We start from the raw sequence: 14,755 nt of genomic DNA on the forward strand, positions 1-14,755 counted from the left end.
AAACTATTGTGCGTTTTCCGATATTTATTTATTTTCTGGCAGTTGTTGCTTCGCAAAGAATTTAAATTTTAATTCGCTGACGAATACGCCCAGTACCACCAACAATCCTCCAAATAAGGCCAATAAGGGTAAACGTTCCCCCGCAATACGCCCGATGACACCTGCCCAAACCGGTTCACCCGCATAAATAATCGCAGCACGGGTTGGATCGACCATACGCTGTGCCCAGTTCATCACAAACTGAATTAACGCACTGGCTAAGCCTAATGCCACGGCAATAATCAGCAATTCCCATGAAAAATCAGGGATACGGTGTTCACCGACCAAAGGCATACTGGCAAATGAAAGCAATGAGGCCACGGCCAACTGAATCACCGTGACCCGTCTTAGATTGACTTTCCCCGCGAAATAACCAATCAGGATAATTTCGAGTGCAATCACAAAAGCACAAATCAGTGTCAGTACTTGACCATAACTAAAGTTAATACTGGAAAAGCCATTACCTGTTAACAAGATTAAACCGGTAAAGGCCAGTGCCGTGCCGACCCAAGTCATCATAGACGGCATCTTTTGGAAGATCACCCACATCAGAATGGGGACAAGGGGCACGTACAGCGCAGTTAAAAAAGCCGACTCACTACTCAGAATGCTTTGTAAGCCAATGGTTTGAGTGCCATAGCCAATCGCAATTACAATCCCGATGGCTGTACCTGCCAAGCTCTCTTTTAGGGTTAGGCCACGCATGGATTTGATTGAAATCAAGAAAATGGCTAAGGCCGCGACTGCAAAACGACAGCCGACAAAAAACATTGGGCTACTAAAATTCAGCGCATATTGCACCGCTAAAAAGGTACCCCCCCAAATCATGGTAATCAAAATAAGTGCGAGTTGTGCGGCTTTAGGAGATTGAGATAAAGCGGTCAATGTAGCCATCCTTGTGAGTAAAGTGCAATATACTGCACATATTGCATTGCTTATTGGTTTTGTGCAATATATTGCTCATGTTTTTTATTTTCTTTGTGGGAATGAATGAGTCATTCAGAGACCGTATTGCAATATGTTGGGCAGAATATTCGTCTTTTTCGTACGGAACGTCAGCTCAGCCAGCAAGATTTAGCAGATCGAGCGGGTGTGAGTCGCCGTACCATAGCCGCTCTGGAAACCGGTCAAGTCAATATTAGTCTGGCTAAGCTTGATGCAATTGCGATTGCATTAGCCGTCGATTTTAAAAAGCTGGTCAGCCCATCTGAGCTGAGTGAATCTGCCATCGTCAATACCTTGGCGTGGCAAGGTCAACAGGCTGAAAGCCATGCCACGCTGTTGGCTGCAGTACCGACCCAAACACAAGTCGAATTATGGACATGGTCTTTGGCTGTGGGTGAGGTCTATCAGGCTGAGCCAGATCAAATAGGCTGGCAAGAGTTGATTTATGTGGTGGAGGGAGAGTTGACGATTTCGTTTGAACATGAAATTCGTGTGCTTCAGGCCGGCGAGTCGACTTTATTTGAGAGCTCTATTCAGTATTGTTATGCCAACCGTTCGAAACAGCCTTTAAAATTTATTCGCAATGTACTGTATTAAGGCAAAGAAGTTACCCGTGTAGGTAACTTCATAGACCAAACTGCTTAGAGGCGGTCTTCATCTAGCAATAATTGTGCTTCACGTAGGTTCAATGTGCCTTCATAGATAGCACGACCAGTAATGGCACCTAAAATACCTTTTTTGCCTTTTAAATGACGTACATCATCTAGATTGGTGACGCCGCCAGAAGCAATCACAGGCAGACCTGAATAGTTGGCCAGGTTCACGGTTTGTTCCACGTTCACACCTTGCATCATGCCGTCACGTGCAATATCGGTATACACGATGCTGGAGACACCTGCATCTGCAAAACGTTTGGCAAGGTCAGTGGCTTTTACATCAGTAACATTGGCCCAACCATCGGTTGCCACCATGCCATTGATGGCATCAATACCAACAATGATATGGCCTGCGAAGCGTTTACATGCTTCTTCAACAAACTCAGGCTCTTTCACCGCTTTGGTGCCGATAATCACGAAAGAAACGCCCGCTTCCAAATAGTGTTCGATGGTTTCAAGCGAACGGATACCACCCCCAATCTGAATTGGAAGTTCAGGTTGTGCACGTGCAATTGCTTCGACCACGGGTTTGTGAATTGGCGTACCTGCGAAAGCACCATTTAAATCGACTAAATGTAAACGACGTGCGCCTTCATCCACCCAATGCTGTGCAGTTGCTACAGGGTCTTCAGAGAAAACAGTATCGTCCTCCATACGTCCTTGCTTCAAACGGACACATTTACCATCTTTCAGGTCAATTGCTGGGATGATTAGCATGCTTTCGCTCCTTGCATCATCATAGAGTTTAAATTGGCTACATATTAGCAAAGTATTGATCAATCGCTAAGCCTTGTCTGCTGAACCTGCCAGTATTTGCATGATTTGTTGTTGTAATTGAGGCGTCAGCAATTGTTGCTGATACAGTTGCTCAAAGCACAGCCGCGCAGCATAGGCATCTGCGGCGGCATAATGGATTTGTTGCGGGCTCAGATGTTTAACCGACCAGTTAGATGTACTGATTTTTTTACTCTTGGCGAAATAGCGCTGGAAAAGCAGAGCGATCGCTGTTTGAATTCCGACTTGGCTACGATAACCAAAACTGCCAAAGCTTTTGGACAGATCAATCATGGCATTGGGATGAATGCCTTTACGACGAAAGATATGGGCATCATTTTTTAACCCAAAACCGACTTTGAGTTGTTGTTCATTTTCGAGAATGGGACGAAGAAAATCCAAAATTTCAGCGCTGACTTGGAAGAGATAAGCTTTCTGCGTTGTGGCAAGCTGGATCAGGTGAGGGCCTGTCGATTGTTCACCGACTTTAAAGGTGGGTTTAGACTCGGTGTCGAAACCAAAGATCCGGATGGCATCGAGTTCAGCTTGCAGTGCTAGACATTGCTCAAGGGTTTGGATGACCAGAATGTTTTCAGTGGCGAGGTTTGCAAATACAGGCAAACTACGGATGTATTCTTTGGTTACGGGGAGGTGTTTGGGGGTATCCATCTGCATTAAAAACCAAGTCATTTATCTGAGCTTAAACGGTTTTATGGAAATGCAAAAGCCAAGTTTTTCACTTGGCTTGTTGTCCTGCGAAATATTTATTCGGCATAAGGATGTTGTTGTTCAAATTGCAGTTGCTGACTTTTCTGGATGTAACTTTGGTATGCAGGAATGGCAGTCGCCGCGAGAATTAACATACTAATTGGGATCAGGATGATGTAGATCCAGGCTAAAACTTTTTCCCAGCCCTGTGTAATACGGGGAGCGCCATAATTATTTGTATTCTCATCTCCTTTTGCGCAACTTAAATAAATAAAAAACAAGAAATTCACCAGTGGAATCAGCATTAAAAGTGATAACCATCCTGTTTGATTTCGATCATGTAGGCGACGGATAGAGAAAATAAAACTGTAGTAGAGGACAGCGATATAAATAATGATAAAAACGCCACCTAAGAGGTAGACCAAAATACCTGTAGAAGAATTACTAAACGCTGGTATGAAGATCGCAGCAATAATACCAAGGACCAACATGGAAAGTCCAAGGAGCATATTCCAGCCTAAATAAGAGAGTCTGCCAAAACGCCCATTTGCGCTAAAACCTGAATCATTGGCTTGAAAATTAGCGGTCATTTTAAGTTCCTATATTGATTAATTTTTTAAGGATACGCTGTTTGGTTTTTATTCAAATCGCTTGCATGATAAGCAAAATAGTATTGAAAATAAATAGAAAAGAACAATTAAAAAAATCAAGCCAATATTGATTGGCTTGATTTTGGATCGGTGGTTTTGGGTTCTAGTAGAAAGTTAAATTTTCCATTCCACAAAGTTCTTTAACAACTGTAAGCCAGCGGTATGACTTTTCTCTGGGTGGAATTGTGTTGCGAACAAATTGTCTTTATGAATCGCCGTACAGAAGTTCAGGCCATAATCACAGGTTGCTGCAGTGACGGCTGTATCTTTTGGTTCGACATAATAGCTGTGCACAAAATAGAAACGCGCATCTTGCTCAATGTTATTCCACATCGGATGACTTGGATCAAGTTGATGCACTTGGTTCCAGCCCATGTGTGGCACTTTTAAATTCGGAATTTCAGGGAAATGTTTAACCACACCATCGAAAATACCAAGCGCATCAACACCGCCATTTTCTTCCGAGCTTTGCAGGAGGGCTTGCATACCTACACAAATTGCCAGAACAGGCTTGTTGAAGGCTGCCTGACGCACCACCTCATCAATACCTGCTTCACGCATACCTTGCATGCAGTCACGCATTGCGCCTACACCTGGAAACACAATCTTATCAGCTTTGGCAATGAGTTTAGGATCATTGGTCACGTCTACTGTCGCCCCGACATGCTCTAGCGCTTTTGCCGCAGAGTGCAGGTTACCCATGCCATAATCAAGTAAAGCAATCCGGGTCATTACAAACTACCTTTGGTTGAAGCAATGGTGTTTTCTGCTCGTGGATCAATTTCACAGGCCATACGCAATGCACGTGCCAAGGCTTTAAATACACTTTCAATCTGGTGGTGACTGTTTTTGCCTTTTAGGTTATCAATATGCAATGTCATCAGTGCGTGATTGACAAAACCTTGGAAGAACTCTGAAAATAAATCGACATCAAACGTACCGATCCGGGCACGGGTAAATGGAATATCCATGAATAAGCCTGGACGACCAGACAGATCCACCACCACACGAGACAATGCTTCATCTAGCGGTGCATAGAAATGACCATAGCGACGTAAGCCTTTTTTATCGCCCAAAGCTTGTGCAAAGGCTTGTCCCAAGGTAATTCCGCAATCTTCAACGGTGTGATGGTCATCGATTTCCAGATCGCCATCACAATGAATATCAATATCAAATAGACCATGGCGCTTGATTTGATCAATCATATGGTCTAAAAATGGAACTCCAGTGTTGAGTGTGCCTTGACCAGTACCATCGAGATTGAGACGAACTCGAATTTTTGTTTCGTTGGTATTTCTTACCACTTCACTGATACGTTGCGTCATGGACACGTTCCTCAAAAAACGTCAAAAATGATTGAATTAAAAACCGATAGTTTCGCTGTGACGAAAAAGTGACAGCATCATAGTTTGCTCAGGAGGGTTAATCAATGCCTATTACCGTACATGCTTACAGTTCTCTGGAAGATTCAGGGATTCGTACTCAGCTCGAGCGACTTTACGATACCAGCCCAGAGTTTGGCGATGGGCAAGATGCAATGGAACAACTTGAACAAAATCTACAGCAATATACCACAGTTTATACCGCTGAATTTAACACCAAAATTATAGGTGCAATTTGGGCAACAGGACAAGGTGAAAGCCGTGTTTTGGAATATATTGTGGTACATCCTGCCAATCGCGGGCGTGGGGTGGCAGAACGCTTGGTTGAAGAAGTATGCCGTATGGAAGAAGAGCAAGGGGTTAAACAGTTTGAACCAGGGTGTGGGGCCATCCATCGCTGTTTATCGCATATTGGGAAAATCTAAACGCTGTTTAGCCTGCTCTTTGGAGTAAAAATAAGCGCTTAAGAGAAAAATCCACAAATTTGCTTGACGGGCTTAGGCAAACATTGTTTAATACGCCCACTTTGGCGTGATAGCTCAGTAGGTAGAGCAACGGATTGAAAATCCGTGTGTCCCCAGTTCGATCCTGGGTCTCGCCACCATAAATTTGTATTTTCAATCCCTGATCCCATCAGGGATTTTTTTTGCCTTAAAATTGATTGCGTGAAAAATGTGCATTCAAATCAAAAGCTCATGATAATTATTGACTATTGCCCTGAGATACGGCTTAATACACCCCATTGGCGTGATAGCTCAGTAGGTAGAGCAACGGATTGAAAATCCGTGTGTCCCCAGTTCGATCCTGGGTCTCGCCACCATATTCAAAAAGCCTCAAACGAAAGTTTGGGGCTTTTTTTATGTCAAAAAAAATTTGCTATAGTGAATTAAAGTCAACACTTAAGAATAAATCATCATGAAAGACTTATTTTCTGAGCAGAGTGAACTTTATCAACAGGCACGACCAAGTTATCCGCAATCGATGATTGAGGCGGTGCTACTGCAGGTGAAAACACGGGCACGAGCGTGGGATTGCGGTGCAGGCTCGGGCCAGTTAACCCAACTGATCGCACCCTATTTTCAACAGGTGATTGCAACTGACCTGAGCCAGAACCAGCTCGATCAAGCGCCTGCCTTAAGTAATGTTAGCTATTTACAGCAAGCGGCGGAGCAGTGCACTTTTCCAGACCATTATTTTGACTTGATTACCGTTGCGCAGGCGATTCACTGGTTTGACTTTGAAAAATTCTACGCACAAGTGAAACGAACGCTCAAACCAGAAGGCGTGATTGCAGTGATTGGTTATGGCTTATTAGCGCTTGATGACGCGCTTTTGAATGATCGGATACGACAACTTTATTATCAGACCTTAAACGGCTTCTGGGATACAGAGCGGCGCTATATTGATGAGCATTATCAATCGATTCCATTTCCTTTTGAGGAAGTTTCAATGCCGGCGTTTCAGATTGAATTACGCTGGACAGGACAGCAGTTGTGGGATTATTTAAATACCTGGTCTGCGGTAAAGCATTACCAAGATCAACAGCATGAGAGCCCATTGCTGAGCTTACAGGGGCTGTTACAGCAACAGCAACCCATTGGAGTCACCTTTCCAATTTTGCTCAGAGTCGGGCGCCTAACTACTTCAGGATAGGAAAATAAAAAAGCATGCCGAAGCATGCTTTTTATGAAGAGAGGGGATTATGCCGATTTAGCAATATCCACACGTGCTAACATATGACCTGTTTCTTCAAAGTTGGCATGCCAAGACAGTGCTTCACGTAGAATGTGTGGGGTATGCCCGCCACGTTCACACGCACGGTCAAAGTAATCGTTGAGTGCGCCTTGATACAGTGGATGCACACAGTTATCGATAATCACGCGTGCGCGTTCACGTGGTGCTAGGCCACGTAAGTCAGCAAGCCCGACTTCAGTCACTAAAATGTCAACATCATGCTCATTGTGGTCAACATGGCTCACCATTGGCACGATTGATGAGATATCACCACCTTTGGCAATGGATTTGGTCACGAAGATCGCAAGATGTGCATTACGGGCAAAGTCACCTGACCCCCCGATACCATTCATCATTTTGTTACCGCAAACGTGGGTTGAGTTCACGTTGCCATAGATGTCAAACTCAAGTGCAGTATTAATGCCGATAATGCCTAGACGACGCACAATTTCAGGATGGTTTGAAATTTCTTGCGGGCGTAACACCAATTTGTCTTTGTAATTTTCAAGATTGCCAAAAACACGTTCGCCACATTGAGCCGATAAAGTAATAGAGCTACCAGAAGCGAATTTCATCTTACCTGCGTCAATCAATTCAAAGGTACAGTCTTGAAGAACTTCTGAATACATGACCAGATCTTCAAAATTTGAATCTTTCAGGCCAGTAAGCACTGCATTGGCAATTGAGCCAATTCCTGCTTGTAATGGGCCAAGGTTTTTCGCTAAACGACCTGCAGCGACTTCCTGTTCAAAGAACTTGATCAGGTGGTTGGCAATACCCTGAGTCTCGGCATCAGGTGCCGTTACGGTTGAAGGTGAATCAGCTGTATCGTTAAAGACGATACCCACGATTTTTGCTGGATCAATTGGAATCGCTGTTGAGCCAATACGATCATCTACTTGCGTTAAAGGCAACGGGGTACGGGTTGGGCGATAAGTGGGGATGTAAATATCGTGTAAGCCTTCAAAGTTTTCGCTGAGTGAGGTATTGATTTCAACAATGACTTTTTCGGCAAAAATGGCAAAACTCGCTGAGTTACCAACAGAGGTAGTTGGGACGATGTGACCGTCTTCAGTAATCGCAACTGCTTCAATCACGGCCACATCTGGGCGTTTCAATTGTTGATTACGCATTTGTTCAACGGTCTCGGACAAATGCTGGTCAATAAACATTACTTCGCCGTTGTTAATGGCACGACGTAAGGTATTGTCGACTTGGAATGGCATACGACGCGCAAGCACACCTGCTTCCGTCAATTGTTTGTCTAAGTCGTTGCCGAGGCTTGCACCGGTAATTAATGTGATTTTTAACGGATTTTTTTTAGCTTGTTCAACCAAGGCTTGTGGGACTGCTTTGGCTTCGCCCGCACGGGTAAAACCGCTCATACCGACCGTCATATCATTTTTAATAAACTGAGCTGCCTGCTCTGCACTCATCACTTTGTCATGCAGTGCTGCAAGACGAATACGACTTAAAGACATCATCCATTCTCAATATTGCTTTTCATTGGCTATGGATTTTAGCGCTAAAACATGAAAAGTGAATTGAAATAAGGCTAAGGTCTAATACAGCTGCATACGCTTTATTCACCTGCTTTTCAGTTGCTTATTTTCTGTGTGATATTTGCTTGAATTTATACAGGAAAGACACTTTAGGGCAGGGCGTTTGTTTGATTTGAATCAGCAGCAAACCGAATCAAAGCTATCAATCCGGCATTCATTGGATTGCAGACTTTAGTCGAACAGGCATGACAGACGCGGCTGATCAGCTAACTTTAAAAATGCCCCGTTAGGGTTTGCTTGATCTTATCAATCGCATTATTTTGTGGTTCATCGCTAGGCGTCGCAGCATGAATCGGTAGAGAAATTACCACCTCTAGGCCACCTTGATCACGGTTACGGATGCTGATCTGCCCCTGATGAATATCTACAATACGTTTCACGATGGCTAGGCCCAGGCCACTGCCTTGAATTGTTCGTGCTGAGTTGCCACGAACAAAAGGTTGCATTAACTCTTCTACCTGATCGGGTGGAATCCCTTCGCCATGATCGGCTACCGTAATCAGAATATGGTCGTCGACATGACTGGCCGATAATTCAATCGGTTCTGCACCATAACGTTTGGCATTATTGACCAGATTGGCAATCAGGCGTTTTAAAGACAAGCTACGTGCAGGAATGATCGGTAACTCTTGTGCTTCAAAACGAATATCCAGTGGTTTGAATTGCACCACCAGTTCTTGCAATAGGGTATTCAGATTGGTCTCTGTGAGTTCTTCATCTGAACCATCACGCATATAGGAAATGAACTGATTCAGAATTGCATCCATATCATCCACATCGTAAATCAGCCCTTCACGGAAAAACTCATCGGGGAGCATTTCAGCAGTTAAACGAATCCGCGTAAGTGGCGTGCGTAAGTCATGCGAGATCCCTGCCAGCATAATCTGACGATCACGTTCGGTTTGCTCTAGCGTATAGACCATGTGGTTAAAGGCTTGGTTCACCTGACGGATTTCGAGTGGACCATGATTGGTATCTAAATAAGGCGCTTTACCTGTCTTACTGTAATTATTGGCCGTATTTTGTAAGCGACGCAAAGGTCGGTTCATTTGACGAACCAAAATTAAAATAATAATGGAAGAGACAATTGGGACACCAAAGAGCCAACCTGCGATCAGCTCAACACTATAGTTGGTATAGGTTTTTAATGGTTCTCGTACCCAGTTACCATTCATTTCCGGGGTTTGAATCCAGATTCGAGGAATCGGTTTAAATTTAAAATAAACAGTAACGTCTTTGACACCAAGTTCGTTAGCTAGCTTCTGTTCAATCTGATTGGTAAACAGTTCTGCGAGGAATTTGTCTTCAACTTTTGGGAATTCGGCTGGATCGGTAATATATTCAATACCAATCCGATTTTTGAGCCACGTGTCGACATCCACTTCATTATCACGATGCAGGATACGGATGTCTGGATTATTGACCAGTTCTAATTCAATCGCCAGATAACGGGCATGTTGCTGCAGTTCTGGAAGATAGAGGGTTCGCCAAAAGAACCACAAGGACATAAAAAGACTAAAGAACACCATGAACAGTACCAAAATGGTGGTACGCATGGCTGCGGAACGTGGTTTGATTTTATCTAAAAAACGTTCCCATTGGGTTCGAGGCCTTTCTGAATAAGCCGCGAAGTCAGTAAATTCTTGTGGATCAATGGGTTCAAGTTTCAACGTTTAATTTCCTAAGCTTATTCTGCGCCATCTGGAACAAAAACGTAGCCTACACCCCAAACGGTCTGGATATAGCGCGCACGAGCAGGGTTATCTTCAATTAAACGACGTAAACGAGAGACTTGGACGTCAATTGAACGCTCCATTGCACCCCATTCACGGCCACGTGCCAAATTCATCAGTTTGTCACGTGTTAACGGTTCACGTGGATGTTGAACCAGAGCTTTCAGAACGGCAAACTCGCCTGTTGTTAGCGTAACCACCTGACCTTCACGGGTCAATGTACGCGTGGATAGATCTAAAGACCAGGGGCCAAAGCTGACCACTTCAACTTGTTGGCTTGGTGCACCTGGAACTTCACGAACTTGACGACGTAATACTGCACGGATACGAGCCAGCAATTCGTTCGGATTAAACGGTTTTGGTAAGTAATCGTCAGCACCTGCCTCTAAACCTGCAATACGGTCAGAGTCGCTACCGCGAGCGGTGAGCATAATGATTGGTGTATCGATATTGGATTGGCGTAGACGGCGGCAAATGCTTAAACCATCTTCGACGGGAAGCATGAAATCAAGCACAATAAGCGAGAACAGTTCACGTTGCAGTAAACGGTCCATTTGTGTTGCATCATGAGCAGTTTTTACTACGAAACCTTTATCTTCGAGGAAGCGTTGTAAAAGCGTACGCAAGCGCACATCGTCATCGACCACTAAAATGCGTTCGACTCGGTCTGTCTCATGGTGTACGGTTTCCGTCGATTCAGCAGGTACAACTAAACTCATGATGTGCTCCTTTATCGTTTATTGTCATCGTCTTTCAGCAATGCAAAGAAGTATACGATTCATTGCACAGTTTTGGCTATGTTATAAAGCAACAAATATTGCCAATAAAATCAAGAGATAGATACCAAATATATACAGGCAAAATGATGACAATCAACCTATTTATCAATATTTAGGCGAAAAAAACTTGGTATTTTAGAAACATTCAAAGATTTGCATAAAAGATTGAGGACTGAGATTTTTGCGTGCGCTGGGTACTGAATCGACAATTCTGCTGGGCTGAATAAAAGTTAAACAGGATTAAAACACAATATTCAAAAAAACAATGGTGGATTTTATAGCCATGAACTTTATAATCAGTGCTTTTAGACTTAACCCTTGTGGAATCAATCACGATGACTGACTTAGTTCAGCAGTTGGCAAATGAACTTGCCGTACGTCCAAACCAAGTAGAAGCTGCTATTCGTTTAATTGATGAAGGTGCCAGCGTTCCTTTTATTGCACGTTACCGTAAAGAAGTCACGCAAGGCTTAGACGATACGCAATTACGTCAACTCGATACACGTTTAACTTATTTACGTGATTTATATGAGCGTCGTGAGAAGGTAATCCAATCTTTACAAGAACAAGATAAATTAAACGATGATTTATTAGCGCGTGTGAATGCAGCAGAAACCAAAAATGCATTAGAAGAAATTTATGCGCCATACCGTCCAAAACGCACCAGTAAATCATTTAAAGCGAAAGAAGCAGGGCTGGGTGCGATTGCTGAGAAAATTATTAGCGAGCAAGTTGATCCAACTGAAGCTTTGGCTGGCTTTAGCCACGAAGAGTATCCAGATGTTGAAAGCCAGCTTGATGCAATTCAGCATATCCTGATTGATGACTGGGCACAAAATATTGCTTTAACTACTGAATTAAAACAAACTTTTGCTAAAACTGCGGTATTGAAAAGTACAGTGGCTTCTGATGAGAAAAAAGAAGTCGGCAAAAAGTTCCGTGATTATTTCGAGTTTTCAGAAAACCTGAACAAAGTGCCATCACATCGTTTGTTGGCGATGTTGCGTGGTCGTCAAGAAAATGTCTTGGGCTTGAAAGTGGATGGCGAAGATGAAGCGCCTTTAGCTCGCATTGAGACTGAATATAATCTTGAACAAACTCAACCCCAAAGCCGTCAGGATTATTTAAAACAGACCGCAAAACTATTCTGGTTGGGTAAGATTCGTCCACAAATCGAACATTCATTATTAACCGACAAACGTTTGGCTGCTGAAGCTGAAGCCATGGATGTGTTTGCTGAAAACCTACGTCATTTATTACTTTCCGCACCTGCGGGTAGCCGTACTACCTTAGGTGTGGACCCTGGTATTCGTACAGGTGTAAAGCTTGCTGTGGTGAGCGATGCTGGCGATGTCTTGGCACATAGCACCATCTATCCATTTGCACCAAAAGAAGATAAAGAAGGTTCACTTGCGGAACTTGCACGTTTATGCAGAGAGTTCCACGTGGAACTTATTGCGATTGGTAACGGAACGGCAAGTCGTGAAACCGAAGCATTGGTTGCAGAAATGATGGCAGCCAATCCTGATCTCAAATTGACGCGTATTACCGTAAGTGAAGCGGGTGCATCGGTTTATTCGGCAAGTGAACTGGCCTCACAAGAGCTTCCTGAACTGGATGTATCGATTCGTGGTGCAGTGTCAATTGCACGCCGTTTACAAGATCCGTTGGCAGAACTGGTAAAAATCGATCCAAAATCAATTGGTGTGGGTCAATATCAACATGACGTCAACCAAACTGGTCTCGCAAAAACATTGGATGCGGTGGTTGAAGACTGTGTGAATGCCGTGGGGGTGGACGTGAATACTGCCTCACCTGCGATCTTGGCCTATATTGCGGGTCTGAATAAGTCGATTGCTCAGCAAATTGTTGAATACCGTAAAGAAAATGGTCGTTTTGATAACCGTCAGGCATTGAAAAAAGTACCCCGTTTAGGTGAGCGTACTTTTGAACAATCTGCGGGCTTCTTGCGTGTTCAAAATGGTTCAGAGCCATTAGATGCTTCAGCCGTTCATCCTGAAAGTTATGGTTTGGTCGAAAAAATTGTTGCAGCAAAAGCGACAACGGTGAAAGACATTATTGGTAATACTGAGATCATTCGCCAAGTCAAAGCCGATGAATTTGTCGATGACAAATTTGGTTTACCAACCATTCAAGATGTTCTAGCTGAATTGGAAAAGCCGGGTCGTGATCCACGTCCAGAATTCCGTACTGCAAAATTCCGTGAAGACATTACCGAAGTTGCGCAGTTGACTGAAGGCCTACAGCTTGAAGGTGTAGTGACCAATGTCACCAACTTCGGTGCATTCGTCGATGTGGGCGTACATCAAGATGGTTTGGTGCATATTTCTGAATTGGCAAATGAATTTGTAGCTGATCCACATAAAGTGGTCAAACCAGGTCAAATCGTACAAGTCCGTGTCATGCAGGTCGATGTGGAACGTAACCGCGTGAATTTGAGTATGCGTGCCGAAGGTGCTGCACCAGCCAAGGCGGCTCGCTCGCAGCGTCCACCGCAAGATCGTACTGAACGTTCAGAGCGTAAGCCACAAGGTCAACGTCCGCCACGTAAAGATGGGGATAAACGTCCGCAACAGCACAAGCCAAAAGCTGAAAAACCACAAGAGCAAAAAATTGGTGGTTTAGGTGCCTTGTTATTACAAGCAGGGATTAAAGGTTCTAAGTAATTGATCCAATAAATAAAAGCCTCTTCGGAGGCTTTTATTTATTTTAAGTCATAGCATTTTTATAATTCAGTGAAATTAGGTTGCATACCCATAATTTTCAATTGCTTTATAGGCACATCATGTGGAATATCTATTTTATCTTGATCAAATATCACTAAATTGTAACCATTACCAAAAGAGCTATTAAACATCAATCCATCAATTCCACCTAAATTTTTAAAAAATTCAGTAATAAATTGAGTTGGTATATAGTCAAGATGTGATCGATTAGGTAAAACTGGTAAGGATAGTTCTTTAGCAAAAGCATCTAATAAGTTAACTAATTTCAATATCTTATGGAAATCGTCAGTTGAGCTTAAAGAGATGAACGAAATATCTTTTTTAGGATCACATAAATTAATAACATTGATATCTTGTTTTACTTTTAAACACGCAATATAAACAGTTTGTCCGTTACTGGGGCGGACTTCTGTAAGAGCCGTTTCAAGTTTTTCTGCTGTATAGAGATAAGAAATACCATCAGGGTTTGCACGTCCAATAGTCACCTTATCCAGTGGTGGTTTCTTCATATCTGGATGATGAAGTGCGTTATCTGATATTCTGGCCCGAAAAAGCGTGTCGGAAGTAGTAATATCATAATTTAGCTGTTCAATTACTTCAGTAAATTTCTCAAATAAATTTCCACTTTCAAGAAAAGCATCTCTATATATTTCTATTTGTGGGAAGAAACGATTGTTGTGTTTTAGTTCATATTTAAAAGCTTCCCATTGATTCTGTGTATCAGTTGGGAAGCTTTTATATTTTTTATGGGTTAAATCTTGTCTATGTTGTAGAGCATGCTCAATTATTTCCTCATGAGTATTAATGTTAAATAGTTTGAACTCATTTGATAATATCTGGAATAGACTATAACCATCGTTATCTTCTTCGAATAAATTATCAATAACTTCAAGAAGAGGTGAAATTAGGATATATAATTGATCTATATTTATGGTACTAGCATCATTTGTTCCACAATAATGACACCTTGAAATTCTACCGATTGAATTTATTTGCAATTTTAATGCTTTATCAAAAAAACAGTTACTACAACACTTTCGAACCAC

14 protein-coding genes and 2 tRNA genes are annotated in these 14,755 nt (G+C 42.9%); 6 read left to right on the top strand and 10 right to left on the bottom strand.

Annotated elements, in window-relative coordinates:
* Positions 1 to 24: 24 nt before the first annotated feature.
* Entirely contained in the window at positions 25 to 933 is a 909-nt protein-coding gene (locus F895_RS17655; protein WP_005238272.1) for a DMT family transporter, read from the bottom strand.
* A gap of 96 nt (positions 934 to 1,029) precedes the next feature.
* On the opposite strand from F895_RS17655, the gene F895_RS17650 reads away from it, so the two are divergent.
* Entirely contained in the window at positions 1,030 to 1,581 is a 552-nt protein-coding gene (locus F895_RS17650) for a helix-turn-helix domain-containing protein (RefSeq protein WP_005238275.1), read from the top strand.
* 44 nt (positions 1,582 to 1,625) lie between these two features.
* Here F895_RS17650 and hisA read toward each other — a convergent pair whose 3' ends face one another.
* From hisA to hisB, 5 genes are all read right to left on the bottom strand, one after another.
* A complete protein-coding gene (hisA, locus tag F895_RS17645) occupies positions 1,626 to 2,357 on the bottom strand; it encodes a 1-(5-phosphoribosyl)-5-[(5-phosphoribosylamino)methylideneamino]imidazole-4-carboxamide isomerase (protein ID WP_005238277.1) in 732 nt (243 codons plus the stop codon).
* Between the two features lie 66 nt (positions 2,358 to 2,423).
* Positions 2,424 to 3,089 (bottom strand): 3'-5' exonuclease, encoded by a 666-nt coding sequence (locus tag F895_RS17640; protein WP_026040122.1) that lies wholly within the window; start codon positions 3,087 to 3,089, stop codon positions 2,424 to 2,426.
* Positions 3,090 to 3,178: 89 nt separating this feature from the next.
* On the bottom strand, positions 3,179 to 3,712 hold the full coding sequence (locus F895_RS17635) for a DUF805 domain-containing protein (RefSeq protein WP_005238280.1): 534 nt from the start codon (positions 3,710 to 3,712) through the stop codon (positions 3,179 to 3,181).
* Positions 3,713 to 3,886: 174 nt separating this feature from the next.
* The gene (gene hisH / locus F895_RS17630) at positions 3,887 to 4,504 is read right to left on the bottom strand and encodes an imidazole glycerol phosphate synthase subunit HisH (RefSeq protein WP_005238283.1); all 618 of its coding nucleotides are present in this window, start codon (positions 4,502 to 4,504) and stop codon (positions 3,887 to 3,889) included.
* The gene (gene hisB / locus F895_RS17625; protein ID WP_000194096.1) at positions 4,504 to 5,097 is read right to left on the bottom strand and encodes an imidazoleglycerol-phosphate dehydratase HisB; all 594 of its coding nucleotides are present in this window, start codon (positions 5,095 to 5,097) and stop codon (positions 4,504 to 4,506) included. Before hisB ends, hisH begins: the two co-directional genes overlap by 1 nt.
* 104 nt (positions 5,098 to 5,201) lie before the next feature.
* On the opposite strand from hisB, the gene F895_RS17620 reads away from it, so the two are divergent.
* The 4 genes from F895_RS17620 to F895_RS17605 all read left to right on the top strand — a co-directional run bounded on the left by F895_RS17620 (position 5,202) and on the right by F895_RS17605 (position 6,807).
* On the top strand, positions 5,202 to 5,579 hold the full coding sequence (locus F895_RS17620) for a GNAT family N-acetyltransferase (protein ID WP_005238285.1): 378 nt from the start codon (positions 5,202 to 5,204) through the stop codon (positions 5,577 to 5,579).
* Between the two features lie 103 nt (positions 5,580 to 5,682).
* Positions 5,683 to 5,758 (top strand) — tRNA-Phe (locus tag F895_RS17615).
* 140 nt (positions 5,759 to 5,898) lie between these two features.
* A tRNA-Phe gene (locus F895_RS17610) sits at positions 5,899 to 5,974 on the top strand.
* A 95-nt stretch (positions 5,975 to 6,069) separates the two neighbouring features.
* Positions 6,070 to 6,807, top strand: a complete 738-nt coding sequence (locus F895_RS17605; RefSeq protein ID WP_005238287.1) for a class I SAM-dependent methyltransferase — start codon at positions 6,070 to 6,072, stop codon at positions 6,805 to 6,807.
* Positions 6,808 to 6,854: 47 nt separating this feature from the next.
* On the opposite strand, the gene F895_RS17600 is transcribed toward F895_RS17605, so the two are convergent.
* From F895_RS17600 to ompR, 3 genes are all read right to left on the bottom strand, one after another.
* On the bottom strand, positions 6,855 to 8,369 hold the full coding sequence (locus tag F895_RS17600; protein ID WP_005238289.1) for an acetyl-CoA hydrolase/transferase family protein: 1,515 nt from the start codon (positions 8,367 to 8,369) through the stop codon (positions 6,855 to 6,857).
* A gap of 293 nt (positions 8,370 to 8,662) precedes the next feature.
* Complete coding sequence (locus F895_RS17595; RefSeq protein WP_005238291.1) at positions 8,663 to 10,120, bottom strand: ATP-binding protein; 1,458 nt, start codon at positions 10,118 to 10,120, stop codon at positions 8,663 to 8,665.
* A 17-nt stretch (positions 10,121 to 10,137) separates the two neighbouring features.
* Positions 10,138 to 10,902: an osmolarity response regulator transcription factor OmpR gene (ompR, locus tag F895_RS17590; protein ID WP_004657337.1), complete on the bottom strand. Its 765-nt coding sequence runs from the start codon at positions 10,900 to 10,902 to the stop codon at positions 10,138 to 10,140.
* A gap of 395 nt (positions 10,903 to 11,297) precedes the next feature.
* On the opposite strand from ompR, the gene F895_RS17585 reads away from it, so the two are divergent.
* Positions 11,298 to 13,649 carry a Tex family protein gene (locus F895_RS17585; RefSeq protein WP_005238293.1) on the top strand — a complete coding sequence of 784 codons (2,352 nt, stop codon included), beginning with the start codon at positions 11,298 to 11,300 and terminating at the stop codon, positions 13,647 to 13,649.
* 59 nt (positions 13,650 to 13,708) lie between these two features.
* Here the strand turns inward: F895_RS17585 and F895_RS17580 are convergent, their stop codons facing one another.
* Positions 13,709 to 14,755 carry an RES family NAD+ phosphorylase gene (locus F895_RS17580; RefSeq protein WP_005238295.1) on the bottom strand — a complete coding sequence of 349 codons (1,047 nt, stop codon included), beginning with the start codon at positions 14,753 to 14,755 and terminating at the stop codon, positions 13,709 to 13,711.

The organism is Acinetobacter sp. CIP 64.2, from assembly GCF_000369645.1.
Classification (GTDB): Bacteria; Pseudomonadota; Gammaproteobacteria; order Pseudomonadales; family Moraxellaceae; genus Acinetobacter.

What these genes read in the sequence shown, in the direction of transcription:
- F895_RS17600 (WP_005238289.1), bottom strand. Translation starts at nt 8,369, where the DNA reads ATGTCTTTAAGTCGTATTCGTCTTGCAGCACTGCATGACAAAGTGATG.
- F895_RS17640 (WP_026040122.1), bottom strand. Translation starts at nt 3,089, where the DNA reads ATGCAGATGGATACCCCCAAACACCTCCCCGTAACCAAAGAATACATC.
- F895_RS17585 (WP_005238293.1), top strand. Translation starts at nt 11,298, where the DNA reads ATGACTGACTTAGTTCAGCAGTTGGCAAATGAACTTGCCGTACGTCCA.
- ompR (WP_004657337.1), bottom strand. Translation starts at nt 10,902, where the DNA reads ATGAGTTTAGTTGTACCTGCTGAATCGACGGAAACCGTACACCATGAG.
- F895_RS17655 (WP_005238272.1), bottom strand. Translation starts at nt 933, where the DNA reads ATGGCTACATTGACCGCTTTATCTCAATCTCCTAAAGCCGCACAACTC.
- F895_RS17605 (WP_005238287.1), top strand. Translation starts at nt 6,070, where the DNA reads ATGAAAGACTTATTTTCTGAGCAGAGTGAACTTTATCAACAGGCACGA.
- F895_RS17650 (WP_005238275.1), top strand. Translation starts at nt 1,030, where the DNA reads ATGAGTCATTCAGAGACCGTATTGCAATATGTTGGGCAGAATATTCGT.
- F895_RS17620 (WP_005238285.1), top strand. Translation starts at nt 5,202, where the DNA reads ATGCCTATTACCGTACATGCTTACAGTTCTCTGGAAGATTCAGGGATT.
- hisH (WP_005238283.1), bottom strand. Translation starts at nt 4,504, where the DNA reads ATGACCCGGATTGCTTTACTTGATTATGGCATGGGTAACCTGCACTCT.
- hisB (WP_000194096.1), bottom strand. Translation starts at nt 5,097, where the DNA reads ATGACGCAACGTATCAGTGAAGTGGTAAGAAATACCAACGAAACAAAA.
- F895_RS17635 (WP_005238280.1), bottom strand. Translation starts at nt 3,712, where the DNA reads ATGACCGCTAATTTTCAAGCCAATGATTCAGGTTTTAGCGCAAATGGG.
- hisA (WP_005238277.1), bottom strand. Translation starts at nt 2,357, where the DNA reads ATGCTAATCATCCCAGCAATTGACCTGAAAGATGGTAAATGTGTCCGT.